25 protein-coding genes are annotated in these 24,950 nt (G+C 55.0%); 13 read left to right on the forward strand and 12 right to left on the reverse strand.

All coding sequences use genetic code 11. The annotated features are described in order from the left end of the window. From trpCF to ACVWZ0_RS12305, 4 genes are all read left to right on the forward strand, one after another. The gene (gene trpCF / locus ACVWZ0_RS12290) at positions 1–1,359 is read left to right on the forward strand and encodes a bifunctional indole-3-glycerol-phosphate synthase TrpC/phosphoribosylanthranilate isomerase TrpF (protein WP_253453814.1); all 1,359 of its coding nucleotides are present in this window, start codon (positions 1–3) and stop codon (positions 1,357–1,359) included. A 46-nt stretch (positions 1,360–1,405) separates the two neighbouring features. Further along, complete coding sequence (trpB, locus tag ACVWZ0_RS12295) at positions 1,406–2,596, forward strand: tryptophan synthase subunit beta (RefSeq protein WP_253453812.1); 1,191 nt, start codon at positions 1,406–1,408, stop codon at positions 2,594–2,596. After that, positions 2,596–3,402: a tryptophan synthase subunit alpha gene (gene trpA, locus ACVWZ0_RS12300; protein ID WP_253453811.1), complete on the forward strand. Its 807-nt coding sequence runs from the start codon at positions 2,596–2,598 to the stop codon at positions 3,400–3,402. Before trpB ends, trpA begins: the two co-directional genes overlap by 1 nt. A gap of 270 nt (positions 3,403–3,672) precedes the next feature. Further along, on the forward strand, positions 3,673–3,987 hold the full coding sequence (locus tag ACVWZ0_RS12305; RefSeq protein WP_125287728.1) for a BON domain-containing protein: 315 nt from the start codon (positions 3,673–3,675) through the stop codon (positions 3,985–3,987). Between the two features lie 70 nt (positions 3,988–4,057). Here the strand turns inward: ACVWZ0_RS12305 and ompW are convergent, their stop codons facing one another. Continuing rightward, entirely contained in the window at positions 4,058–4,693 is a 636-nt protein-coding gene (gene ompW, locus ACVWZ0_RS12310) for an outer membrane protein OmpW (protein WP_253453809.1), read from the reverse strand. A gap of 349 nt (positions 4,694–5,042) precedes the next feature. Between ompW and ACVWZ0_RS12315 the strand changes: the two genes are divergently transcribed. The 3 genes from ACVWZ0_RS12315 to yciA all read left to right on the forward strand — a co-directional run bounded on the left by ACVWZ0_RS12315 (position 5,043) and on the right by yciA (position 6,827). Next, the gene (locus ACVWZ0_RS12315; RefSeq protein WP_253453807.1) at positions 5,043–5,768 is read left to right on the forward strand and encodes a YciC family protein; all 726 of its coding nucleotides are present in this window, start codon (positions 5,043–5,045) and stop codon (positions 5,766–5,768) included. Between the two features lie 62 nt (positions 5,769–5,830). After that, positions 5,831–6,367, forward strand: coding sequence for a septation protein A (locus ACVWZ0_RS12320; RefSeq protein WP_253453805.1), 537 nt, complete (start codon positions 5,831–5,833; stop codon positions 6,365–6,367). Positions 6,368–6,407: 40 nt separating this feature from the next. Next, positions 6,408–6,827 carry an acyl-CoA thioester hydrolase YciA gene (gene yciA, locus ACVWZ0_RS12325; protein WP_253453803.1) on the forward strand — a complete coding sequence of 140 codons (420 nt, stop codon included), beginning with the start codon at positions 6,408–6,410 and terminating at the stop codon, positions 6,825–6,827. 60 nt (positions 6,828–6,887) lie between these two features. Here the strand turns inward: yciA and tonB are convergent, their stop codons facing one another. After that, a complete protein-coding gene (gene tonB, locus ACVWZ0_RS12330; RefSeq protein ID WP_253453801.1) occupies positions 6,888–7,631 on the reverse strand; it encodes a TonB system transport protein TonB in 744 nt (247 codons plus the stop codon). 201 nt (positions 7,632–7,832) lie between these two features. On the opposite strand from tonB, the gene ACVWZ0_RS12335 reads away from it, so the two are divergent. Next, positions 7,833–8,129, forward strand: coding sequence for a YciI family protein (locus ACVWZ0_RS12335; RefSeq protein ID WP_253453799.1), 297 nt, complete (start codon positions 7,833–7,835; stop codon positions 8,127–8,129). A 21-nt stretch (positions 8,130–8,150) separates the two neighbouring features. Beyond that, positions 8,151–8,249 (forward strand): YoaK family small membrane protein, encoded by a 99-nt coding sequence (locus tag ACVWZ0_RS12340; RefSeq protein WP_148101246.1) that lies wholly within the window; start codon positions 8,151–8,153, stop codon positions 8,247–8,249. 46 nt (positions 8,250–8,295) lie between these two features. Here the strand turns inward: ACVWZ0_RS12340 and ACVWZ0_RS12345 are convergent, their stop codons facing one another. Beyond that, positions 8,296–8,469 carry a YciY family protein gene (locus tag ACVWZ0_RS12345; protein WP_125287735.1) on the reverse strand — a complete coding sequence of 58 codons (174 nt, stop codon included), beginning with the start codon at positions 8,467–8,469 and terminating at the stop codon, positions 8,296–8,298. Between the two features lie 146 nt (positions 8,470–8,615). Between ACVWZ0_RS12345 and cls the strand changes: the two genes are divergently transcribed. Beyond that, entirely contained in the window at positions 8,616–10,076 is a 1,461-nt protein-coding gene (cls, locus tag ACVWZ0_RS12350; RefSeq protein WP_253453797.1) for a cardiolipin synthase, read from the forward strand. 45 nt (positions 10,077–10,121) lie between these two features. Then, the gene (locus tag ACVWZ0_RS12355) at positions 10,122–10,445 is read left to right on the forward strand and encodes an HI1450 family dsDNA-mimic protein (RefSeq protein WP_125287737.1); all 324 of its coding nucleotides are present in this window, start codon (positions 10,122–10,124) and stop codon (positions 10,443–10,445) included. 39 nt (positions 10,446–10,484) lie between these two features. On the opposite strand, the gene oppF is transcribed toward ACVWZ0_RS12355, so the two are convergent. The 7 genes from oppF to ACVWZ0_RS12390 form a co-directional block, all read right to left on the reverse strand. After that, entirely contained in the window at positions 10,485–11,483 is a 999-nt protein-coding gene (gene oppF / locus ACVWZ0_RS12360; protein ID WP_253453794.1) for a murein tripeptide/oligopeptide ABC transporter ATP binding protein OppF, read from the reverse strand. Beyond that, positions 11,480–12,493, reverse strand: coding sequence for an ABC transporter ATP-binding protein (gene oppD / locus ACVWZ0_RS12365; protein ID WP_253453792.1), 1,014 nt, complete (start codon positions 12,491–12,493; stop codon positions 11,480–11,482). The genes oppF and oppD overlap by 4 nt, the downstream gene beginning before the upstream one ends. A gap of 11 nt (positions 12,494–12,504) precedes the next feature. Beyond that, on the reverse strand, positions 12,505–13,413 hold the full coding sequence (oppC, locus tag ACVWZ0_RS12370) for an oligopeptide ABC transporter permease OppC (RefSeq protein ID WP_125287740.1): 909 nt from the start codon (positions 13,411–13,413) through the stop codon (positions 12,505–12,507). 14 nt (positions 13,414–13,427) lie between these two features. Then, positions 13,428–14,348 (reverse strand): oligopeptide ABC transporter permease OppB, encoded by a 921-nt coding sequence (gene oppB / locus ACVWZ0_RS12375; RefSeq protein WP_253453790.1) that lies wholly within the window; start codon positions 14,346–14,348, stop codon positions 13,428–13,430. A gap of 77 nt (positions 14,349–14,425) precedes the next feature. Further along, positions 14,426–16,054: an oligopeptide ABC transporter substrate-binding protein OppA gene (oppA, locus tag ACVWZ0_RS12380; RefSeq protein WP_253453788.1), complete on the reverse strand. Its 1,629-nt coding sequence runs from the start codon at positions 16,052–16,054 to the stop codon at positions 14,426–14,428. A 146-nt stretch (positions 16,055–16,200) separates the two neighbouring features. After that, positions 16,201–17,820, reverse strand: a complete 1,620-nt coding sequence (locus tag ACVWZ0_RS12385) for an ABC transporter substrate-binding protein (protein WP_253453786.1) — start codon at positions 17,818–17,820, stop codon at positions 16,201–16,203. Between the two features lie 595 nt (positions 17,821–18,415). Beyond that, entirely contained in the window at positions 18,416–19,063 is a 648-nt protein-coding gene (locus ACVWZ0_RS12390) for a YchE family NAAT transporter (protein ID WP_125287744.1), read from the reverse strand. A gap of 457 nt (positions 19,064–19,520) precedes the next feature. On the opposite strand from ACVWZ0_RS12390, the gene adhE reads away from it, so the two are divergent. Further along, positions 19,521–22,196, forward strand: coding sequence for a bifunctional acetaldehyde-CoA/alcohol dehydrogenase (adhE, locus tag ACVWZ0_RS12395; protein ID WP_253453784.1), 2,676 nt, complete (start codon positions 19,521–19,523; stop codon positions 22,194–22,196). Between the two features lie 120 nt (positions 22,197–22,316). Here the strand turns inward: adhE and tdk are convergent, their stop codons facing one another. Next, a complete protein-coding gene (tdk, locus tag ACVWZ0_RS12400; protein ID WP_253453782.1) occupies positions 22,317–22,940 on the reverse strand; it encodes a thymidine kinase in 624 nt (207 codons plus the stop codon). A gap of 515 nt (positions 22,941–23,455) precedes the next feature. Here tdk and hns point away from each other — a divergent pair. Further along, positions 23,456–23,863 (forward strand): histone-like nucleoid-structuring protein H-NS, encoded by a 408-nt coding sequence (gene hns, locus ACVWZ0_RS12405; RefSeq protein ID WP_253453780.1) that lies wholly within the window; start codon positions 23,456–23,458, stop codon positions 23,861–23,863. Positions 23,864–23,936: 73 nt separating this feature from the next. Here the strand turns inward: hns and ACVWZ0_RS12410 are convergent, their stop codons facing one another. Further along, positions 23,937–24,944: an NAD-dependent epimerase gene (locus tag ACVWZ0_RS12410; RefSeq protein WP_253453778.1), complete on the reverse strand. Its 1,008-nt coding sequence runs from the start codon at positions 24,942–24,944 to the stop codon at positions 23,937–23,939. Positions 24,945–24,950 lie beyond the last annotated feature (6 nt).

The raw sequence follows: 24,950 nt of genomic DNA on the forward strand, positions 1-24,950 counted from the left end.
ATGGAAACCGTACTGAACAAAATTGTGCAGGATAAGGCGATTTGGCTGGCCGAGCGCCAGCAGCGCCAGCCGCTGGCCTCGTTTCAGAACGAGATCGAACCGGCGACCCGCAGCTTTTATCATGCGCTGTCAGGCGCCAGAACCGTTTTTATTCTGGAATGCAAAAAGGCCTCGCCCTCAAAAGGCGTGATCCGGGAAGATTTCGATCCGGCCGCCATTGCGGGCGTTTATAAAGATCACGCTTCGGCCGTTTCGGTACTGACCGACGAAAAATATTTCCAGGGCAGCTTCGATTTTCTGCCGGTGGTCAGCGCCGCCATTACCCAGCCCGTGCTGTGCAAAGATTTTATTATCGATCCGTATCAAATTTATCTGGCGCGCTACTACCAGGCAGACGCGATCCTGCTGATGCTTTCCGTAGTGAATGACGAGCAGTATCGCCAGCTGGCCGCCGTGGCGCACAGCCTGAATATGGGCGTACTGACTGAGGTGATCAGCGACGAAGAGCTGGCTCGCGCCACCGCGCTGGGCGCCAAAGTGGTTGGCATCAATAACCGTGACCTGCGCGATCTCTCTATCGATCTCGACCGCACGCGTCGTCTTGCGCCTAAAGTTGCCCATGGCGTAACGGTGATCAGCGAATCAGGCATCAATAACTATGCTCAGGTTCGCGAGCTGAGCCACTTCGCCAACGGCTTTTTAATCGGCTCCGCCCTGATGTCGGAGGCGGATCTTTCCGCCGCCGTGCGTCGGGTCATTATTGGCGATAACAAAGTGTGCGGCCTGACCCGCGCCGGGGATGCGCGGAGCGCGCTGGAAGCCGGGGCGGTCTACGGCGGCCTGATTTTCGCCGAAGGCTCGCCACGCAAAGTGACGCCGGAGCAGGCGAAAACGGTGATGGCGGGCGGCGCGCTGAAATACGTCGGCGTGTTCCGTAACAACTCCCTTAGTGACGTTGTCACTATCAGCCGCGAGCTGGGCCTTTCTGCCGTACAGCTGCATGGTGATGAAGATCGGGATTTTGTCGCCGAGCTACGCCGTCAGCTGCCGGATGAGGTAAAAATCTGGAAGGCGTTCAGCATTCGTTCCGCGCTGCCTGCCCGCGACTGGCCGCACGTCGATCGCTACGTCTTTGACAACGGCAGCGGCGGCACCGGCAACCGTTTCGACTGGGCACTGCTGGAAGGCGAAAAGCTGGATAACGTGCTGCTGGCGGGCGGCCTGGGCGCCGACAACTGCGTCAGCGCCGCCCGACTTGGCTGCGCCGGCCTGGATTTTAACTCCGGCGTCGAAAGTGCACCCGGCCTGAAGGATGCGGACAAAATCGCCTCGGTGTTTCAAACGCTGAGAGCCTACTGACCGTCTGGCGTCGCTACGGCGGCGCAACTGCGAATAAGGAAGCGAAATGACTTTATTAAATCCCTGGTTTGGCGAGTTCGGCGGTATGTACGTGCCGCAGATCCTGATGCCCGCGCTGCAACAGCTGGAAGAGGCCTTTGTCAGCGCCCAGCGCGATCCTGAGTTTCAGGCGGAATTCCTCGGCCTGCTGAAAAATTACGCCGGTCGCCCCACTGCGCTGACGCTGTGTAAGAACCTGACCAAAGGCACCAAAACCCGTCTTTACCTGAAGCGTGAAGATCTGCTGCACGGCGGCGCGCACAAAACCAATCAGGTGCTGGGCCAGGCGCTGCTGGCGAAGCGCATGGGCAAAACCGAAATTATCGCGGAAACCGGTGCGGGCCAGCACGGCGTCGCTTCGGCGCTCGCCAGCGCCCTGCTGGGTCTGAAGTGCCGCATCTATATGGGCGCCAAGGATATTGAGCGCCAGTCGCCCAACGTGTTCCGCATGAAGCTGATGGGCGCAGAGGTGATCCCAGTGCACAGCGGCTCCGCCACGCTGAAAGATGCCTGTAACGAGGCGCTGCGCGACTGGTCGGGCAGCTATGAAAACGCCCACTATATGTTAGGCACGGCGGCGGGCCCGCATCCTTTCCCGACTATAGTGCGCGAATTCCAGCGCATGATCGGTGAAGAAACTAAAGTGCAGATCCAGGAGCAGGAAGGCCGCCTGCCGGATGCGATTATCGCCTGCGTGGGCGGCGGCTCCAACGCTATCGGCATGTTCGCGGACTTTATCGACGAGGCTTCCGTCGGGCTGATTGGCGTGGAGCCTGCCGGTCACGGTATTGAAACCGGCGAGCACGGCGCGCCGCTGAAGCATGGCCGCGTCGGCATCTATTTCGGCATGAAAGCACCGATGATGCAGACGGAAGAGGGTCAGATTGAGGAGTCCTATTCGATTTCCGCCGGTCTGGATTTCCCTTCCGTGGGGCCGCAGCACGCGCATCTGAACAGCATCGGCCGCGCCGACTACGTTTCCATTACCGATGACGAAGCGCTGGACGCGTTTAAAACCCTTTGCCGCAGCGAAGGCATTATTCCCGCGCTGGAGTCTTCCCACGCGCTGGCTCACGCCCTGAAAATGATGCGTGAAGCGCCGGAAAAAGAGCAGCTGCTGGTGGTGAACCTGTCCGGCCGCGGCGATAAAGATATTTTCACCGTGCACGAGATTCTGACAGCGAAGGGAGAGATCTGATGGAACGTTATGACCAGCTTTTTCAGCGGCTGAACGCGCGTAAGGAAGGCGCCTTTGTGCCTTTCGTCACCCTGGGCGATCCCACGCCCGAGCTGTCGCTGCAAATTATCGATGCGCTGATCGCGGGCGGTGCCGACGCGCTGGAGCTGGGGATCCCCTTCTCCGATCCGCTGGCCGACGGCCCGACCATCCAGAACGCCACGCTGCGCGCCTTTGCCGCCGGCGTGACGCCCAGCCACTGCTTTGAGCTGCTGGCCGCCGTCCGCCAGAAGCATCCGACCATCCCGATCGGGCTGCTGATGTACGCCAACCTGGTCTTCGCCAACGGCATCGACAACTTTTATGCGCGCTGCCAGCAGGCGGGCGTGGATTCCGTGCTGATTGCAGACGTGCCGGTCGAAGAGTCCGCGCCGTTCCGCCAGTCGGCGATGCGGCATAATGTTGCGCCGATCTTTATTTGCCCGCCGAACGCCAGCGACGATCTGCTGCGCGAGATCGCTTCACACGGGCGCGGCTATACCTATCTGCTTTCCCGCGCGGGCGTAACCGGCACGGAAAGCCGTGGCGTCAGCCAGTCGTTGCATCATCTGGTGGACAAGCTGACCGAATACCACGCCGCGCCGCCGCTACAGGGCTTCGGGATTTCTGAACCGTCTCAGGTGAAGGAAGCGCTTGCCGCTGGCGCAGCGGGTGCGATTTCCGGCTCCGCTATCGTCAAAATCATCGAGCGTCATCACAATGAACCGGCCACGATGCTGGCCGAGCTGGAAGCTTTCGTCGCGAAGCTGAAGGCCGCCACGCGCTAACCGTCCGCCCTGTCGCTCTGGCAGGGCTTTGCCCCTCCTGTACTTTTATTATTTTTGCGGCTCAGTCGTGATTGCTGAGCCGTTACGCCCGCCCGATCGAGAGCAGGCCAGCCGCGTAGCCTCAGGCAGCCGCTTTACCGCCCCGTAAACAAGTAACACGCTCTTTTTGCGCTGTTTTGTGGAAAATTCGCCGCCCAGGTCTACGCTTCTTTTACAGAGCGAATCTGTAATCACGGCCCAGGCCATTCGGAAATAACAGGGAGATTTACCATGAAGCTGTTTAAAATGTTGACGGGTATGGTTATCGCAGCCGTTGTGGCTGTTTCAGTTAGCGCCTGCGCGCCAACGGCAAAGCAGGAAGGCACAGGCGGCTATATTGACGACACCGTCATCACCACCAAAGTTAAAACGCAGCTGCTGAACGATGAAGCGCTGAAGTCCCGTGAAATCAACGTGGAAACCTTTAAGGGCCGCGTACAGCTCAGCGGTTTCGTCAGCTCGGCCCAGATGGCCAGCCGTGCCGTGCAGGTGACCCGCAGCGTGAAAGGCGTGAAGTCCGTAGTAAATAATATGCAGATCAAATAACGCTTTTCGGGCGTAACAGGATCGACAAAAGGCGCAGCGTATGCGCCTTTTTGCTGTCTGACGGCGGCGATCAGAAGCGGTAACCCGCGCCAAAGAAGAACACGAACGGGTTGATATGGGTGTCGATACTCTGGCGGCCTGCGCCCGCCGCGTCAAAGCGCACTTTGGTATTAATATCCATGTACCACAGCGAGGCGTTCAGCATCCACTGCGGCGTTAGCTGATAGTCCAGGCCGACCTGGCCCGCCACGCCCCAGCTGTTTTTTACGCTCAGGTTGCTCAGGCCCGCATCGCGGCCGGTCTGGTTAAAATCGGTGTCATAAAACATGGTGTAGTTCACGCCGATACCGGCATAGGGCTGCAGCTTGCTGTTGTTATCCATGAAATACCACTGCGCCATCAGCGTTGGCGGCAGCTGATGCACGGTAGCCAGCGTGCCGGTAGAGGCCAGCCCGACCTTGTGACGGAACGGCGTGGCGCCCAGCAGCTCAACGCCGACGTGATCGGTCAGCATATAGGTAAACGTCAGGCCCAGCTGGGTATTGTTGTTGATGTCGAATTCGCCCAGTCCCAGGACGTTATCCGAGCCGCCGGTTGGACGCACGGTCGCGGAACCCGCACGCATAAAGAAATCGCCGGCCTGATGTGCCGAAGCGGCTACCGGCGCGCAGGCCGCGACCAGCAAGGCCAATACTGAAATTTTCATAATCACTCCTGTGTACATAGAAAAAAGCGCAAATTGTCACCCTTATTTTTAATGTGCTGATTTTATCTTTATTTTCAGAAAGATCACCCTCACAGAAACACAATAAACGGCAAATCCACTAAAAATTGATCTGGATCAAAACCACCTTTATTTCATAAAGAAAAATTAAGTTAAAAAGTGATCTGATGCGGGTTTATTGGCCAGATAGTGTTATATGAAGCGTGCAGGCGGTGTACGTCAGACGGCACGAGAAATCGCCAAAGCGAAAGTTGTGTAAGCCAGGGTGCCAGGTTGGCTTAAGACCATGTACAATCGCCGGATCGCTAAATTCGGCTCTCAAGGAGTGTACATGTCATTCACGGCGGCTTCGTTATACCGTGACACGGGAAATTTCTTTCGCCATCAGTTTGTTACCATCGTACTGATCGCGCTGTTAACCTCTTTTATTACGGTACTGATCGGCCATGCGCTGACGCCTGATATTTCCGGGCTGGCGGATGGCAACAGCGGCTCAATGAGCCTGATGGAGTGGATCCGTACCATGACGCCAGAACAGCAGCAGCTGCTGCTGCACGCTTCCGCTGCGGGTACGCTTGCCTCGCTGGTCGGCAATACGCTGCTGCTGGGCGCGATGCTCTGCCTGATCCCTATGGTTACCGCCGGCGAGCGCGTCAGCGCCCTGCGCGCCATGGGCGCTTCCGCGCCGATGCTGCTGCGACTGCTGCCGCTGGTGTTTTTTATGACGCTGATTATTCAGCTCGGCTTTATGGCGTTGATGGTGCCCGGCATTATTTTCGCTATCATCCTGTCGCTGTCGCCGATGATCATGACGGCGGAAAAAGTCGGCATTTTCGCCGCGATGCGCGCCAGCACTCGGCTGGTGTGGGGACATGTTAAGGTGGTGGCACCCGCTATCCTGGGCTGGCTGCTGGCGAAGGTGCTGGTGCTGCTGATGGCCTCGTCGCTGACCGTGCTGCCGGCCAACGTCACCTCGGTGCTGCTGAACGCGCTAAGCAATCTCGTTTCGGCGCTGCTGATCATTTACCTCAGCCGCCTGTATATGCTGTTACGTTAATCAGTCGCTGCGCGCTTCACCGGCGCGCAGCCGATGTGTTGATCTGATAACCGGAAGCCCTTATGAAGCAGTTACTCGATTTTCTTCCTCTCGTGGTCTTTTTCGTTTTTTATAAGCTCTACGATATTTTCGTCGCCTCGGGCGCGCTGATCGTCGCCACCGCGCTGGCGCTGGTGGCCAGCTGGCTGCTTTATCGCAGGCTGGAGAAGATGACCATCGTCACTTTTGTGCTGGTCGCCGTTTTCGGCACGCTGACGCTGGTTTTTCATAATGACGAATTTATTAAATGGAAAGTCACGGTTATCTACACGCTGTTCTCTGCCGCGCTGCTCTACAGCCAGTTCTGGATGAAACAGACGCTGATCCAGAGCATGTTGGGTAAAGAGCTGACGTTACCGCAGGCCGCGTGGCGCAGGCTGAACGTGGCCTGGGCGATATTCTTTCTGGCCTGTGGCCTGGCCAATATCTACGTCGCCTTTTGGCTACCGCAGGATTTCTGGGTTAACTTTAAAGTGTTTGGCCTGACCGGCCTGACTCTGCTCTTCACCCTGCTCAGCGGCGTCTATATCTATCGCCTGATGCCGCAGGAAGAAAAATAATTCAGCGCCGGATACGGCGTTTTTATGCGGAAGCAAGATAATGAGCGACGAACAACGACAGCCTGAGGGCGAAATGGTGCTGCGCACGCTGGCTATGCCTGCGGATACTAACGCCAACGGCGATATCTTCGGCGGCTGGCTGATGTCGCAAATGGATATGGGCGGCGCCATTCTGGCAAAAGAGATCGCGGGCGGCCGCGTGGTGACGGTGCGGGCTGACGGCATGACCTTTCTGAAGCCGGTTGCGGTAGGTGACGTGGTCAGCTGTTATGCGCGCTGCATTCGTACCGGCAGCAGCTCGATTACGATTAACGTAGAAGTCTGGATTAAGAAGGTGTCTTCAGAACCGATTGGCCAGCGCTACTGTACCACCGAAGCGGTATTTATCTACGTTGCCGTTGACAGCGAAGGCAAATCGCGACCGCTGCCACCGGAAAAAAGCCATTTTAGCGAAGCGTAACGGCATAAAAAACGGGAGCAAAATTTGCTCCCGTTTTTTTATGATGGGCAACATCACCCGTTACTCAATGCTGCTGCCGCCGTTGATTTTAAAGACAACGTTCATTTTCAAATCCTTGCCCGGCTTGCCCGCCTCATAGCGCCACTTACGCATGGCGTTTTTCACTTCACGCTCGAACATATTGCGCGGCTCGGCCTCGAGAATGCGGATATTTCCCACCTGCCCCGAGCTGTCCACGTCAAACTGCACGCGAACATGCCCTTCCAGACGCAGCGCAAAGGCGCGTGACGGATAGGCCGGTTTGCCAATGCTCATCGCTTTCGGGCCGGAAGAGACGGCCGTTGAAGGCGCTGCCGATGTTTTCGGCGCGGTAGAAGGTTTGGTCGCGGTAGCCGTACGATCGTTATTCAACGGCGCGGCCTGGCGAGGCTCCTCGCGCGGCTTCACCTCTTTCTTCGGCTTCACCACTTCCTTTTTAGGCTTAGGTTTGGGTTTAGGCCTGGGAACGGGTTTCGGGATCGGCACCGGTTCCGCTTTAGGCGGCTCCGGCTCCGGCACGGGTTCAGGTTCGGGTTCAGGCTCCGCTACCGGCTGCGGCGCAGGCTGGGGCGCTGGCTGTGGCTCCGGCTGCACTTCCGGCGCGACCAGAGAGACGCTGATAGGCTGAGACGCTTTTGGCACTTCCACGGTCTGGTGAAAAGAAGCATAAAGTATTCCGCCAATCACCACGGCGTGCAGACCCACGGAAAGCAGGGTCGGTAGCGAAAGTCGGCGAGAAAATGAAGTTTCTGTCAGCGTCGTCATAATCTTTCTGCTGTAAAAGTTGAGGCGTAAGTTTAAATGCAAATAGCAATCAGTTTCAACAACTCGCCTCTTTTCAGGCGTGAATTTGTCAGAAAATCGGTTAGCCTTACGCGCCGCGCCTGCAAGAGCATCTTTCATTTGCAGAATAGCGAACGATGCCTTAACGTGATCGCCAATCATTAGCGATGGACAGGAGTTAACGTGCTCTACGTAATTTATGCAGAAGATAATGCGGATTCACTGACAAAGCGGCAGGCGGTTCGCCCCGCGCATGTGGCACGTTTGCAGCTGTTACAGGATGAGGGACGCCTGATTATCGCCGGGCCGATGCCGGCGGTGGACAGCAACGAACCTGGCGTGGCGGGCTTTACCGGCTCTACCGTGATCGCCGAGTTCTCGTCGCTGGAAGAGGCGCAATCCTGGGCGCAGGACGATCCTTATATCGCCGCGGGCGTGTATAAGCAGGTTGCCGTTAAACCATTTAAGCGCACGTTTTAACGCCTTCCGCCTGGAACCCTGATGAAAATTGGCTATCTTTTCCCGGCCGCGGTCGGTATAGCAGGCGCGGCGCTGCTGATATGGTTTATCGCCAGCGGTGCCTGGATGCCGGGCGCCTGAGGCGCAGGCAGTAAAAGAAACCCGGCGCAAGGCCGGGTATTTACGCTCAGACCAGCTGGGTAATAAACAGAATAGAACGACGCTGCTGTTGGCTTAGCTGATGGCGAATGGCGTGCATCCGTCCGTAGCGTCTCGACTGCCCTTCCAGCCAGCGCGCCCGTCGGCGCTGAATTTGACGCGACATGCGCCAGCGTGCGACTTCATTTCTACTCCGTCTCATATTACCCTCTTCGCTTGCAAAAACTCGCGCCGCATTATAAAGACTTCTGTCTCTACGCCAAGTCCGATGACTTGAGGAAAAGGTTTCGTCCGCTCCGATCTGCACGTAAACTCCTGTAATCAGAGGTGAACAGGACTTCCGCTTTTATGACGACTTTTTATACTTTAATGAGCTGGCTGCTGCTGTTTGGTTACTGGCTGCTGATTGCCGGGGTCACGCTGCGCATTCTGATGAAGCGCCGCGCGGTGCCTTCGGCGATGGCCTGGCTGCTGATTATTTATATTCTCCCTCTGGTAGGCATCGTCGCCTATCTTTCCTTTGGCGAGCTGCATCTGGGGAAGCGTCGTGCCGAACGCGCCCGCACCATGTGGCCTTCCACCGCCAAATGGCTGAACGATCTGAAATCCTGTCACCATATTTTTGCCCGTGATAACAGCGACGTGGCGCGCTCGCTGTTTCAGCTTTGTGAAAACCGTCAGGGTATCGCCGGGGTAAAAGGTAACCAGCTACAGCTGCTCACCTCTACGGACGATACGATGCAGGCGCTGATCCGCGATATCCAGCTGGCTCGCCATAATATCGAGATGGTGTTTTATATCTGGCAGCCCGGCGGCATGGCGGATGAAGTGGCGGAAGTGCTGATGGCGGCGGCGCGGCGCGGCGTTCACTGTCGGCTGATGCTGGACTCCGCCGGCAGCGTGCAGTTTTTCCGCAGCGACTGGCCCGCGATGATGCGCAACGCGGGCATTGATGTCGTGGAGTCGTTGAAAGTCAGCCTGCTGCGCGTCTTTTTACGCCGCATGGATCTGCGCCAGCATCGCAAAGTGGTGCTGATCGATAACTATATTGCCTATACCGGCAGCATGAACCTGGTCGATCCGCGCTTTTTTAAACAGGATGCGGGCGTGGGCCAGTGGATTGACCTGATGGCGCGCATGGAAGGCCCGGTGGCAACCACCATGGGCATCATTTACTCCTGCGACTGGGAGATTGAAACCGGCAAGCGCATTCTGCCGCCGCCGCCGGACGGCACTATTATGCCTTTCGAGCAGGAAAGCGGCCACACCATTCAGGTTATCGCCTCCGGGCCGGGCTTTCCTGAAGATCTGATTCACCAGGCGCTGCTGACCGCCGTCTATTCGGCGCGCGAGCAGCTGATTATGACCACTCCCTATTTCGTGCCCAGCGACGATTTGCTGCACGCTATCTGTACCGCCGCGCAGCGCGGCGTCGAGGTGAGCATTATCGTGCCAAGACATAATGATTCACTGCTGGTAGGCTGGGCGAGCCGCGCTTTTTTTGCGGAACTGCTGGAAGCGGGCGTCAGAATTTATCAGTTTGAAGAAGGCCTGCTGCATACCAAAAGCGTGCTGGTTGACGGGCAGCTGAGCCTCATCGGCACGGTTAACCTGGATATGCGCAGCCTGTGGCTCAATTTCGAGATTACGCTGGTGATTGATGATGACGGTTTCGGCGGCGATCTGGCGCGCGTACAGGATGATTATATCGCCCGTTCGCGGCTGCTGGATGCAAAACAGTGGACGCGGCGCGCCTGGTGGCAGAGGATTGTCGAACGACTGTTTTATTTCTTCAGCCCGCTGTTGTAAAACGAGCGGCATTGCACAGCCCTGACGGGCATTATGGGAAATTTTATGGATTTAAATAACCGCCTTACCGAAGATGAAACCCTGGAACAGGCCTACGATATTTTTCTGGAGCTGGCGGGCGATAATCTCGATCCGGCTGATATCCTGCTCTTTAATCTTCAGTTTGAAGAGCGCGGCGGTGCAGAGCTGCACGATCCCGCCGAGGACTGGGCCGAGCATGTGGATTTCGATCTGAACCCGGACTTTTTTGCCGAGGTGGTGATTGGCCTGGGAGAAAACGACGGCGACCCGGTGACCGATATCTTCGCTCGCGTCCTGCTGTGCCGCGAAAAAGACCACAAGCTCTGCCATATTCTGTGGCGTGAATAAACCGCAGCCGCATCCCGTCGCCGGGATGCGGTCTGGTTTTTATAACGGATCGACCTTCAGGCAGGAGACCGCATGACGGAAGCTGCCTTCCAGCAGCGGACGCGTTTTGGCACACTCCGGCCCGGCTATCGGACAGCGGGTGCGAAATACGCAGCCCGACGGCGGATCGATCGGCGAAGGCAGCTCCCCTTCCAGCAGCTGGATAACCTTGTTTTTCTCCAGGTCGGGATCGGGGATCGGCACGGCGGACATTAAAGCCCTGGTGTAAGGATGCTGCGGGTTCTGATAAACCTCATCATAGGTGCCCAGCTCTACCGCATGACCCAGATACATCACCAGCACGCGATCGGAGATATGTTTTACCACCGCCAGATCGTGGGCGATAAAGATCAGCGACAGCCCCATCTCGCGCTGTAGCTGCTGGAGCAGGTTGACCACCTGCGCCTGGATAGAAACATCCAGCGCGGAAACCGGCTCGTCGCAGATAATCAGTTTGGGCTCCAGAATTAACGCCCGGGCAATGCCGATGCGCTGGCACTGGCCGCCTGAAAATTCGTGCGGGTAGCGGTTAATCAGGTTCGGCAGCAGCCCCACCTTCATCATCATTGTTTTGACCCGCTCTTTGACTTCCTGACGCGCCATTTTGGGATGATAGGTACGCAGCGGTTCAGCAATAATATCGCCGATGGTCATACGCGGATTCAGCGAGGCCAGCGGATCCTGAAATATCATCTGGATATCGCTACGCGCCCTGCGCCACTCCTCTTCGCTTTGCCCCAGCAGGTCGCGGCCCAGCCAGGCGACGCGCCCTTCCGTGGCCTTGACCAGCCCGATGATGGCGCGGGCCAGCGTTGATTTCCCGCAGCCGGACTCGCCCACCACGCCCAGGGTTTCGCCTTCGTACAGGCGCAGGCTGACGCCGTCCACGGCCTTCAGCGTTTTCGGCGGCTGCCAGAACCACTGCCCGCTGTCTTTGATCGCGAAATGCACTTTCAGATCGGCGATTTCCAGCAGAACGTTCTTTTCTGTCGTGCTCATACCAGCTCCTCCGCAGGTTTAAAGCAGGCGCGCAGCCGCTCCTGTCCAAACGGCTCCAGCGGCGGCATCGTGGCGCAAATTTCCATCGCGTGGGGGCAGCGAGGCTGAAACGGACAGCCTTTTGGCAGCCGCAGCAGGTTGGGTGGATTGCCGGGAATGGTGGTCAGGGATTCGCCCTCCGCGTCGAGGCGCGGCACGGCGTTGAGCAAACCAATCGAATAAGGGTGCGTTGGCTGATAGAAGATATCGCGCGCTTTGCCGTACTCCATCGTACGTCCGGCATACATCACCAGCACGCGATCGCAGATGCCCGCCACCACGCCCAAATCATGGGTGATCATAATAATCGCGGTGTTGAACTCTCTTTTCAGATCGTTGAGCAGCGTCATAATTTGCGCCTGCACGGTGACGTCCAGCGCCGTGGTCGGTTCGTCGGCAATCAGCAGCTTAGGCCGACACAGCAGCGCCATCGCGATCATCACGCGCTGCCGCATCCCGCCGGAGAACTCGTGCGGATACATCTTCATGCGCTTGCGCGCCTCGGGCATTTTCACCGCATCCAGCATCCGCACCGATTCTTCAAAAGCCTGCGCGCTGCTCAAGCCTTTATGCAGCTGCAACACTTCCATCAGCTGCTCGCCCACCCGCATATAGGGATTTAACGAGGTCATGGGATCCTGAAAAATCATCGCGATCTGTTCCGCCCGCAGCCGGTTAAGCTGCTTTTCCGGCAGGTTGAGGATCTCATTGCCGCGAAAACGCGCCGAGCCGCCGATGCGCCCGTTGCCCGCCAGCAGCCCCATCAGCGCAAAAGCCGTCTGCGACTTGCCGGAGCCGGACTCGCCGACGATGCCCAGCGTTTCGCCCGCCCGCAGGTCAAAATTAAGGTCGTTAACGGCGGTCACATCGCCGTCCGGCGTGGTGAAAGTCACGCGCAAATCTTTTACCGACAGCAGCAGTTCGCTTCCCGCCTGCGTGGCCATCGCTGGCTGTAGTTGTGTAACGTTCATCGGGAAACTCCTTAGCGATCTTTCGGGTCGAGGGCATCACGCAGACCATCGCCGATAAAGTTGAAACAGAACAGCGTCACCACCAGAAAACCGGCCGGGAACAGCAGCAGCCACGGCGAGACTTCCATCGAGTTGGCGCCGTCGCTGAGCAGCGCGCCCCAGCTGCTCAACGGCTCCTGCGTGCCCAGGCCTAAGAAGCTGAGGAAGGATTCAAACAGGATCATGCTCGGCACCAGCAGCGAGGCATAAACCACCACCACGCCCAGCACGTTAGGCACGATATGGCGCAGCACGATGCTGGCGGTAGAGACGCCGCCGACATGCGCCGCCTCGATAAACTCTTTGCGCTTCAGGCTCAGCGTCTGGCCGCGCACGATACGCGCCATATCCAGCCAGGAAACCAGCCCGATCGCCACGAAAATCAGCAGGATATTACGGCCAAAAAAGGTCACCAGCAGGATCACGAAGAACATAAACGGAAAGGAGTTAAGGATTTCCAGCAGGCGCATCATCACCGAATCGACTTTGCCGCCCAGGTAACCGGCCAGCGAGCCGTAAAGCGTGCCCACCAGCACCGCCACCAGCGCGGAAGCGATGCCGACCATCAGCGAGATCCGTCCGCCGATCGCCACGCGCACCAGCAGATCGCGTCCCGACGAGTCCGTGCCGAAGTAGTGCTTAGACACCATATCCGGCGCGCTGGACATCATGCCCCAGTCGGTATCATCGTAGGTGAACGAGGAGAGCATGGGCGCGAAGATCACAAAGAGCGCAATCAGCACCAGCACGCTCAGGCTGGCCAGCGCCGCCCGGTTATGAATAAAGCGACGGCGGGCGTCCTGCCACAGGCTGCGGCCTTCGATCTCCAGCTTTTCGCTAAAGGCGTCGAGAGCTTCGCTGTTTTTCTTACTCAGTATCATGGCGAACTCCGCGATTAATAACGAATTTTTGGATCGATAACCGCATAAAGCACGTCAACGATCGCGTTAAAAAGAATGGTCAACACGCCGACCAGAATGGTCAGGCTGAGCACCAGCGAGTAGTCGCGGTTCAGCGCGCCATTCACGAACAGCTGCCCAATACCCGGCAGGCCGTAAATGGTTTCGATAACCATTGAACCGGTAATAATGCCGACAAACGCCGGGCCAAGGTAGGAAAGCACCGGCAGCATCGCAGGCTTCAACGCGTGGCGCAGAATAATGCGGCGCATCGGCAACCCTTTAGCGCGCGCCGTGCGGATAAAGTTGGCGTGAAGCACCTCGATCATCGATCCGCGCGTGATGCGGGCGATACTGGCGATATAGGCCAGCGACAGCGCCACCATCGGCAAAATCATGTACTGGATAGCCCCGCCGTTCCAGCCGCCGCCCGGCAGCCATTTCAGCACGATGGCGAACACCAGCACCAGCAGCGGCGCCACCACAAAGCTGGGGATCACCACGCCGGTCATCGCCACGCCCATCACCAGGAAATCCCATTTGCTGTTCTGCTTCAGCGCGGCTATTACGCCCGCCGTCACGCCCAGCACAATCGCCAGGATAAAAGCAGCAAAACCCAGTTTGGCCGATACCGGAAAGGCGTGTCCGACCAGGTAGTTGACCGAATAGTCTTTGTATTTAAACGACGGCCCGAAATCGCCGCGCGCCAGCTGGATCAAATAGTCCAGATACTGTTTCCAGATGGGATCGTTTAAATGATATTTGGCTTCGATGTTCGCCATCACTTCGGGCGACAGCGTACGCTCGCCGGTAAAAGGGCTGCCGGGTGCGAGGCGCATCATAAAGAAAGAGATAGTAATCAGGATCAGTAACGTCGGAATCGCTTCCAGAAAACGACGAAAAATAAATTTTAACATTGCCCGTACCTGCTGGCCTGTGCTTCAGCACTGCTCAAAAGAATTACATGGGGGAAGCGTTCCTTCCCCCGATTTTTTTAGTGTTTGATGATGTAGAGATTTTTATCGTACAGATAGTTCAACGGATCTTTGCCGGTATAGCCGCCGACGTAAGGCTTAACCAGGCGCGTATTGGCGTAGTAGAACACCGGCGCGATGGTCGAATCTTTATCCAGCTGCTGCTCCGCCTGGGTATAAGCTTTGCTGCGGGCCGCTTCGTCGCTGGCCGCCATGGCCGACGCCATAATTTTGTCGAAGGCTGGCGATTTATAGTGCGAGGTATTGTTGCTGCTGTCGGAGAGCATAGTGTTCAGGAACGAGGTCGGCTCGTTATAGTCCGCACACCAGGCGGCGCGCGCCACGTCAAAATTGCCCTGATGACGGGTATCCAGGAAGGTTTTCCACTCCTGGTTATTCAGCTTGATATTGACGCCCAGGTTTTTCTTCCAGATCGACGAGACGGCGATAGCCAACTTCTTATGCAGATCGGAAGTGTTATAAAGCAGCTCGAAGGTCAGCGGCTTATCGGCAGTGTAGCCCGCTTCCGCCAGCAGTTTTTTCGCCTCTTCGTTACGCTTCTCTTGCGTCCAGCTCATCCATTCCGGCTTGACTAAATCGGCGCCGTCAATGGCCGGCGGTGTATAGCTCCAGGCGGGCTGCTGACCCTGCGCCAGCACTTTATTGACCATGATATCGCGGTCCAGCCCCAGCTTCAGCGCGGTGCGGACTCGAGGATCGTTAAAAGGCGCTTTCTGATTGTTGAGTTCGTAATAATAGGTGCAGAGATAAGGGTCGACGCGCAATTCCTTCGGATTCTCTTTTTGCAACTTTTTAAACAGCTCGATCGGCAGGTTGGTGTAGGTCATATCGCTGCCGTTGCTGCTGAAGTAGCGGTTAACGTCGTTAACTTCAGAAGGGATCGGCAGGAAGGTAACCTTATCGAGCACGGTATGCGCGTTGTCCCAATACTGCGGGTTGCGCACCACGACGATGCGCTCGTTAATAATGTGTTCCTGTAGCTTATAGGCGCCGTTGCCGACCCAGTTTTCCGGCTGCGTCCACTTTTCGCCAGCCTTGTCGATAGCGGGTTTATAAACCGGCGACATGGATGGATGGATCAGCAGCTTATAAAAATAAGGCACCGATTCGGTCAAAGTGACCTGAAGCGTGTGCGCATCAAGCGCCTTTACGCCCAGCTGGTCGGGCTTCTGCTTGCCCGCGATAATATCGTCGATATTGGCCAGATGCCCGTATTGCAGGTAGCTGGCGTAAGGCGATGCCGTTTTAGGATCGGCCAGGCGCTGCCAGCTGTAGACGAAATCCTGTGCGGTGACCGGCTCGCCGTTAGACCATTTAGCGTTGTTGCGCAGATGGAAAGTCCAGACCTTGCCGTCCTTGTTTTCCCAGCTTTCCGCCACGCCCGGAATGGGATGGCCGTTGGTGTCGTTGATCAGCAGCCCTTCCAGCAGGTCGTAGCTGACGTTAGATTCCGGCACGCCTTCAATTTTATGGGGATCCAGCGACTGCACTTCGTCGCCGTTACCTTTAATCAGCTCCTGCTTAGCGGCAAGCTGCACGCCTGCGGGCACCGTAGCGGCCGATGCCATGCCGGTCAGCGCGCTCAGAATACCCAGCGCCAGCAGGCGCTTTTTCGTGATGTTGGTCATTTTGCTACTCCAGTTTTTATTATTACCGGGACGCTTTAGCTATCCCTCTTTGCCGGGCCACGGCTCATGACGGGGAACGAATACGTCACGGCCGTTTTTTATTTGCCCTGGCTGCTGTCATCACTAGCTATTACCTTCCTTACAAATCAATGCTTTATAATATATAAATATTTTATATCCGGCTGATCCTGCGGATCTTTACCGGTAAAACCGCCAACCCAGGGCTTGATCAACCTTGCGCTGACGCGGTAATAGACGGGAACGATAGCGGAATCGCGATCGAGCTGCTGCTCGGCCTGCTGATAAAGCGAGGCGCGCTGTGCGGCATCGTCAGCCGACAGCGTTTTTGCCAACAGCTCGTCGAATTTATCGCTTTTATAGAACGCCGTGTTGTTGGAAGACTGGCTCTGCATGGCGTTAAGAAAGGTGGAGGGTTCGTTGTAGTCGGCGCACCAGGTAGCGCGAGCCACCTCAAAATCGCCCTGATGCCGGGTATCCAGCATGGTTTTCCACTCCTGATTATCCAGCGTGACCTGCGCGCCCAGGTTTTTCTGCCACATTGAAGCCGCAGCGATAGCCTGCTTTTTATTTAAATCGGAAGTGTTATAAAGCAGCCGGAAACGCAGCGGTTTTTCCGCGCTGTAGCCTGCCTCGCTCAGCAAGGCCTTCGCCTGTTCGTTGCGCTGTTGCTGCGTCAGCTTCATCCAGGCCGGTGGAGGTAAATCCGCGCCGTCAATAAAAGGCGGCGTAAACCCGCCCGCCGGGATCTGCCCCTGCCCCATAATCTTGTTGGCGATAATATCGCGATCCAGGGTCAGCTTGACCGCTGTACGCACGCGCGGATCGTTAAACGGCGGTCGCTTATTATTCAGTTCATAATAGAAGGTGCACAGCAGCGGGCTGACGCGCACCTGAGTGCCCAGCGTTTTCTTCAGCATGGGGAAAAGCTCGGGCGGCAGCACGCTGTTGGTCATATCGATTTCGCCGCTGCGATAGCGGTTAACATCGGTCGCTTCAGACGTTATGGGCAGAAAGGTGGCCGTTTCGATAGTGGTCTGCGCATTGTTCCAGTAGTGAGGATTGCGCTTCAGCACGATTTTTTCGTTGATTACCCAGTCGCTGAGGGTATAAGCGCCGTTGCCGACGTAGTGCGCAGGCTGCGTCCACTTCTCGCCCCACTGTTCGACGGCTTTACGGTTTACCGGCTTCAGTGCCGCGTAGGCCGCCAGCGCGATAAAATAAGGTACCGGCTCGCTCAGCACTATCTGTAGATGAGTGTCGTCAACCGCGCGGATGCCAAGACTTGTCGGTGGTTTTTTTCCGGCCAGGATCTCGTCAATGTTTTCAATATGCGCGTATTGCAGATAGCTGGCATAGGGTGAAGCCGTATGCGGATCGGCCAGGCGCTGCCAGCTGTAAACGAAATCCTGTGCGGTTACCGGCTCGCCGTTGCTCCACATGGCCTTACGCAGCGTAAAATTCCAGACCTTGCCCGCCTCGCTGTGCCAGCTCTCGGCCATACCCGGCACGATATGGCCATTGTTGTCGGTCGCCACCAGCCCTTCCAGCAGGTTGATCACCACGTTGCTTTCCGGCACGCCCTCAATTTTTTGCGGGTCGAGCGTGGAGACTTCGCCGCCGTTATTAATCGTGATGCTTTGCTGCGGGGCCAGTGCAATGCCTGCGGGCGCAGCGCTCAGGGAGGAAGCGGTCAACGCGCTACAGACAGCGACGGCCAGCTTCAGAGGCTTCAGCAATAATCTCATTAAACGATTTCTACCTCTGTACGAAAATTTCTGACGTAAACGTTGCCTGACAGGCTTTGCACATCTGATGCCAGTTTTGTCCGCTGCAGCAAAACCTATCAGATGCCGACTTTTCGCGCCAAGGTAAAATAACGAAAATGTTAACCAATTCGCTTTTATTACGCAGAAGTTAACGAATACATAACTTATTTTGAACAAAAAACAAAAGGCAACCCTTTGATTTGGAAATAATTTCTTTAAAAATCCGCTATTTCTTGCCGTTATTGGTATGTTGCAGCAGAGATGGGGCTTTAACCCCTATTTCTTAGCATAAAATAATAGATGAAACCTTTATCATGACATTTACTGTGTGATGCACGCATCATAACAGCGATAAAATTTGTTATTGAAATAACATTTTCTGATGAGCTTCTGAAAAAAGGTTATTTTTCAGTAATTACATTAATAATCTGCGCAGCTGGTTAAGCCAGAAGAATACTCGCACCAAAAAAGGGCAGCGCGGCACTCTTTTGCACAATTTTGGGGCGCCATTTTATTGCATCGGTGAATTAAGCGCAGATTATGCCTCTACAGGCCCGTTTTATAGTGAGGAGTTTTATCCCACCAGCCCCGGAAACAGCGCCCTGACGCCGGTGACGATAAATTCGATACCCAACGCCATCAGCAACAGTCCCATAATACGGGTGATAACGTTGATTCCTGTCTGCCCCAGCGCCCTGACCATCAGCGGTGCCGCGCGAAACAGCAGCCAGCAGCAGACGGCGAAAAGCGCAATCGCCACGCTAAAGCCAAGCAGGTTTACCCAGCTGTGATAGCGGGTGCTCCAGACAATGGTCGAGCTGATGGCGCCAGGCCCCGCCATTAAAGGCAGCGCCAGCGGCACTACGCCCACGCTTTCGCGCACGGCGGTTTCTGTTTTTTCCTGCTTGTTCTGTTTATCCTCGCCCAGCTTGCCGCTGATCATCGACATCGCGATAGTCACCACCAGTATTCCGCCCGCAATGCGGAAAGAATCAATCGAGATACCGAACAGATGCAGAATGGCGTCGCCTAAAAACAGCGAGGTCCAGAGAATAATGGCGACGGAAAGGCTGGCCGTCAGGTTGGTTTTGTTACGGGCTGCCGGCAGCTGATAGCTGGTCATACTGATAAAGACGGGAATAATGCCGACCGGGTTTACCAGCGCAAAAAGCCCGACGAAAAATTTTATATAGCCTGAAAGATCGAGGATGGTCGGGTTCACGCTTTACTCCAGTAAGGGGGATGTCGCTTAACGCGTCGGTCAAGCCCGGGCTGCCGTAGATTTGCTCCCTTCGACAGCTGTTTAAGCAGTTAATTACTCTAATAATTCATATATTAGCAAACTATAGCGCTAATAATTTAGCCTGTTCGGCAAATGTAGCCTATTGAAAATTCAGGTAACAGGCCGCAAGGCTGATGCTGAAAGGTGTCAGCATGAATGCTTCTTGATCTACATCAAAATCATCGGCCAGACCTGTGCGTACTATTGTACTCAGTAAACGGAATTACCCGCAGATTCACCGCCTGTAACGGTAATGATGCGTAGACTCTTTTAGTAAACCTGTAGAACCTGGAAACCAAAAAGCCAGCACGTTTCGGTAACAACCAGGCGCCCTTGTCTATAATTGACAGTTCTGACTTGTTTACTAACAGAGTTTAACTTTCATCAGGAGAGCATTATGACCGTTACTAACGTTGCTGAGCTTAACGCACTGGTCGAACGTGTAAAGAAAGCCCAGCGAGAGTACGCGAATTTCACTCAGGAACAGGTCGACAAGATTTTCCGCGCTGCCGCTCTGGCTGCTGCCGACGCCCGCATTCCTCTGGCTAAAATGGCCGTAGCGGAATCCGGAATGGGGATTGTTGAAGATAAAGTCATCAAAAACCATTTTGCCTCTGAATATATCTATAACGCTTATAAAGATGAGAAAACCTGCGGTATTCTCGACACTGATGACACCTTCGGCACCATCACTATCGCCGAACCTACCGGCCTGATCTGCGGCATTGTCCCCACCACTAACCCAACGTCCACCGCTATTTTTAAAGCGCTGATTAGCCTTAAAACCCGCAACGGTATTATCTTTTCTCCGCACCCGCGCGCTAAAGACGCCACCAACAAAGCGGCGGACATCGTGCTGCAGGCAGCTATTGCCGCCGGTGCACCAAAAGATATTATCGGCTGGATTGACGCGCCTTCCGTGGAGCTTTCCAATCAGCTGATGCACCATCCGGATATTAACCTGATCCTTGCGACCGGCGGGCCAGGCATGGTGAAAGCGGCCTATAGCTCCGGTAAACCGGCTATCGGCGTCGGTGCCGGTAATACCCCGGTCGTGATTGACGAGACGGCGGATATCAAACGCGCCGTAGCTTCCATCCTGATGTCTAAAACATTCGATAACGGCGTAATCTGCGCCTCTGAACAGTCTGTTATCGTAGTGGATTCCGCCTACGACGCCGTACGCGAACGCTTCGCCAGCCACGGCGGCTATCTGCTGCAGGGCAAAGAGCTGAAAGCGGTACAGGATATCATCCTGAAAAACGGCGGTCTGAACGCGGCGATTGTGGGCCAGCCAGCGGTGAAAATTGCCGAAATGGCAGGTATCAGCGTACCGCCCAGCACCAAGATCCTGATTGGCGAAGTGAAGCTGGTCGATGAGTCCGAACCTTTCGCGCATGAAAAACTTTCCCCTACGCTTGCCATGTACCGTGCAAAAGATTTTGAAGACGCGGTCAGCAAAGCGGAGAAACTGGTGGCGATGGGCGGTATCGGTCACACCTCCTGCCTGTACACCGATCAGGATAACGAGCGTGAGCGCGTTAACTACTTCGGCGACAGAATGAAAACCGCGCGTATTCTGATTAATACCCCGGCTTCGCAGGGCGGCATCGGCGACCTGTATAACTTTAAACTTGCTCCGTCACTGACGCTGGGCTGCGGCTCCTGGGGCGGCAACTCTATCTCCGAGAACGTAGGACCTAAACATCTGATCAACAAAAAAACCGTGGCCAAGCGAGCAGAAAATATGTTGTGGCATAAACTTCCTAAGTCTATCTACTTCCGCCGCGGTTCCCTGCCTATCGCCATGGAAGAAGTGGCGACCGACGGTGCCAAACGCGCCTTTATCGTTACCGACCGTTACCTGTTTAACAACGGCTATGCGGATCAGGTGGTATCGGTATTGAAATCTCACGGCCTTGAAACCGAAGTGTTCTTTGAAGTCGAAGCGGATCCGACGCTGAGCATCGTGCGTAAGGGCGCGGAGCAGATGAACTCCTTCAAACCGGACGTGATTATTGCTCTCGGCGGCGGTTCGCCAATGGATGCGGCAAAAATTATGTGGGTGATGTACGAGCATCCTGAAACCCATTTCGAAGAGCTGGCGTTGCGCTTTATGGATATCCGTAAACGTATCTATAAGTTCCCGAAAATGGGCGTGAAGGCGAAGATGATTGCCATTACCACTACGTCCGGCACCGGTTCAGAAGTTACGCCTTTTGCGGTGGTGACCGATGACGCGACCGGCCAGAAATATCCGCTGGCTGACTATGCGCTGACGCCGGATATGGCTATCGTTGACGCCAACCTGGTGATGAACATGCCGAAGTCGCTGTGTGCTTTTGGCGGTCTGGATGCCGTGACCCACGCGCTGGAAGCCTATGTTTCCGTGCTTGCTAACGAATATTCCGACGGCCAGGCGCTCCAGGCGCTGAAGCTGCTGCAGGAAAATTTACCGGCGAGCTATCGTGACGGCGCGAAAAACCCTGTTGCTCGTGAGCGCGTCCATAACGCCGCGACCATCGCCGGTATCGCTTTTGCCAACGCCTTCCTGGGCGTCTGCCACTCCATGGCGCACAAGTTAGGCTCTGAGTTCCATATTCCACACGGTCTGGCTAACGCCCTGCTGATCAGCAACGTTATCCGCTACAACGCTAACGATAACCCAACCAAGCAGACGGCGTTCAGCCAGTACGATCGTCCGCAGGCTCGCCGCCGCTATGCTGAAATAGCCGACCATTTGCGTCTTAGCGCGCCTGGCGACCGCACCGCGCAGAAAATTGAAAAACTGCTTGCGTGGCTCGAAGGAATGAAAGCGGAACTGGGTATTCCTAAATCGATTCGCGAGGCTGGCGTACAGGAAGCGGACTTCCTGGCAAAAGTGGATAAGCTGGCGGAAGATGCCTTTGACGATCAGTGTACCGGTGCTAACCCGCGCTATCCGCTGATTGCCGAGCTGAAGCAAATTATGATGGATACCTTCTACGGTCGTGAATACGTAGAGCCTTTCGATTCCGTAGCCGAAGCCCTGGTGGCGCAGCCGGTCGAAATGCGCAAGAAAGTGAAAAAATAATCTAACCTGACTGAAACCCGCCGCAAGGCGGGTTTTTTTTATCCTTAAGCCGGGCTAATCATCCTGCGCACATCAGGCGTTAAGAACCGCTCTGGTTTTGTCGCATCGCCTTTCCCCTTTTCAGGCTGGCTTGCGGCCTTTTTCCCCGTAAACCGCCTCCAGCGAGTGCTGCTCAAGCGCCGCCTTATAATGCTTACGGCAGACCGAGACGTAGCGCTCGTTGCCGCCGATCACTACCTGCTCGCCCTCATCGTAAGGCTCGCCGTTTTCATCGACTCTTAATACCATTCCCGCTTTTCTTCCGCAGTGGCAAACTGTTTTCAGCTCGACAAGCTTGTCGGCCCAGGCAAGAAGATAGTGGCTGCCGCTAAATAACTCCCCGCGAAAATCGGTTCGCAAACCATAACAGAGAACCGGGATATCCAGATTATCCACCACGTCAGATAACGCTTTTACCTGCTCTCTGGTCAGAAATTGCGATTCATCTATCAGCACGCAGTGAACCGGTTCCATTTGCTGTTCTGCTTTTATCTCATCAAAAAGTGCCGTGTCGTTATTATACAATTTTGCTGGAGAAGAAAGGCCAATACGCGAACTCACTTTGCCCAATCCAAAACGATTATCAATTTCTGCTGTATAGACCAGCGTGCGCATCCCGCGCTCATGATAGTTATATGAGGACTGCAATAGCGCAGTCGATTTACCTGCATTCATTACGGAATAATAAAAATAAAGCTGAGCCATCTGGCCTTGCTCCGAATTAAAGTTTAACGGGTTAAGATTATTGTATCACACTCATCAAAGACCAGGATGACCCTGCGGCGCGCCTTTTTCGTGCAGTATTGCGTAGCCGCTGGCGTAAAGACTGTACTAATGGACAGGCGAAATCGCCGGCCCCTTTTCGCAACGGGTTTTACCGCGGCTATTTTTATCGCATTTAACGATTAAAAAAAGGATTGTGTTCTTGCTATTATTCACTGCGTTTTCTGTGGGTTAGCTTTGAACACCATTTAGCAAAACAAGCCTACAACTTTGATTATAATTCCAGGCGTTGGGGTAAGCTGAAGTGGTTATCTGTTGCAACAATCAATCTTTTATTCATCTTAAGCCTATTTGTCCAGGGCTTAATAAGGGATTGTCAGCGTCGAAAGATAAACACATTTCTTTCCCTTACAAAATTAGCTATTGCAGTTCATTATGACGCACTCTATTATTATCAGGCAGAACATTCCCCCATTATAATTTTTGAGATTAGAACAATGAGCGAAGCACTTAAAATTTTGAACAACATCCGTACTCTGCGTGCACAGGCCAGAGAATGCTCGCTGGAAACTTTAGAAGAGATGCTGGAGAAGCTGGAAGTTGTTGTGCACGAACGCCGTGATGAAGAGAGCCACGCTCAGGCTGAAATCGAAGAGCGCACCCGTAAACTGCAGCAATATCGTGAAATGCTGATTGCCGACGGCATCGATCCTAATGAACTGCTTGCTACGCAGAACGCTGCAAAAAGCGTGGGTAAAGCCAAGCGCGCTGCCCGTCCTGCCAAGTATAAATATGTGGATGAAAATGGCGAAACGAAAACCTGGACCGGCCAGGGTCGTACGCCAGCCGTAATCAAAAAAGCTATCGAAGAACAGGGTAAAAAACTCGAAGATTTCATGCTGTAAATTTCTTCAGCGGATGAATTTTCATCCGGGCTACATAAAAAAAGGAAGCCGAAGCTTCCTTTTTTTATTACCGTTATACCTGATAGAAAGTGCGATACCAGTTAACAAATCGACTTACGCCTTCCTCTACACCAGTCTGTGGCTTAAATCCAATCGCCTTATAAAGCGCCGTGGTATCCGCGCTGGTCTCCAGCACGTCGCCTGGCTGCATAGGCAGCATGTTTTTCTCGGCGGTCATGCCTAACGCTTTCTCCAGCGCCTCGATATAAGCCATTAACGTCACCGGGCTGCTGTTGCCGATATTATAGACGCGATACGGCGCCGAACTGGTCGCCGGGCTGCCGCTTTCTACTGTCCAGCTGGCGTCTGGCTGAGGAATAACGTCCTGCAGACGTACGATGGCCTCGGCAATATCGTCGATATAGGTGAAGTCGCGGCGCATCTGGCCATTGTTATATACGTCAATCTTTTCACCCGCAATCATGGCGCGGGTAAACTTAAACAAGGCCATATCAGGGCGTCCCCACGGGCCGTAGACGGTGAAAAACCGCAGGCCAGTAGTTGGGATGCCATAAAGATGAGAATAGGTATGAGACATCAGCTCATTGGCTTTTTTAGTCGCCGCATACAGGGAAACCGGATGGTCTACCGTATCGTCGGTTGAGAACGGCATTTTGCGGTTCAGGCCATATACGGAGCTGGAAGAAGCATAAAGCAGATGACCGACTTTATTATGGCGGCATCCTTCCAGAATATTTAAATGTCCGATGAGATTGGCATCGGCATAGGCCAGCGGGTTTTCCAGCGAATAACGAACGCCTGCCTGCGCGGCCAGGTGAATAACGCGGTCAAAACCTTCGGCGGCAAAAAGCGCGGCCATCCCTTCCCTGTCGGCAAGGTCAAGCTCAATAAAAGTGAAGTTTGAAAAAGGTTTGAGTAAATCCAGGCGGGCGAGTTTGAGTTTTACATCATAATAGTCATTCAGGTTGTCGAGACCGACAACCTGGTGACCGGCGCCTGACAGGCGTTGTGCGACATGAAAACCGATAAAGCCTGCTGCGCCGGTAACCAGATATTTCATACTTCC

Source organism: Erwinia sp. TECH1 (genome assembly GCF_054057575.1).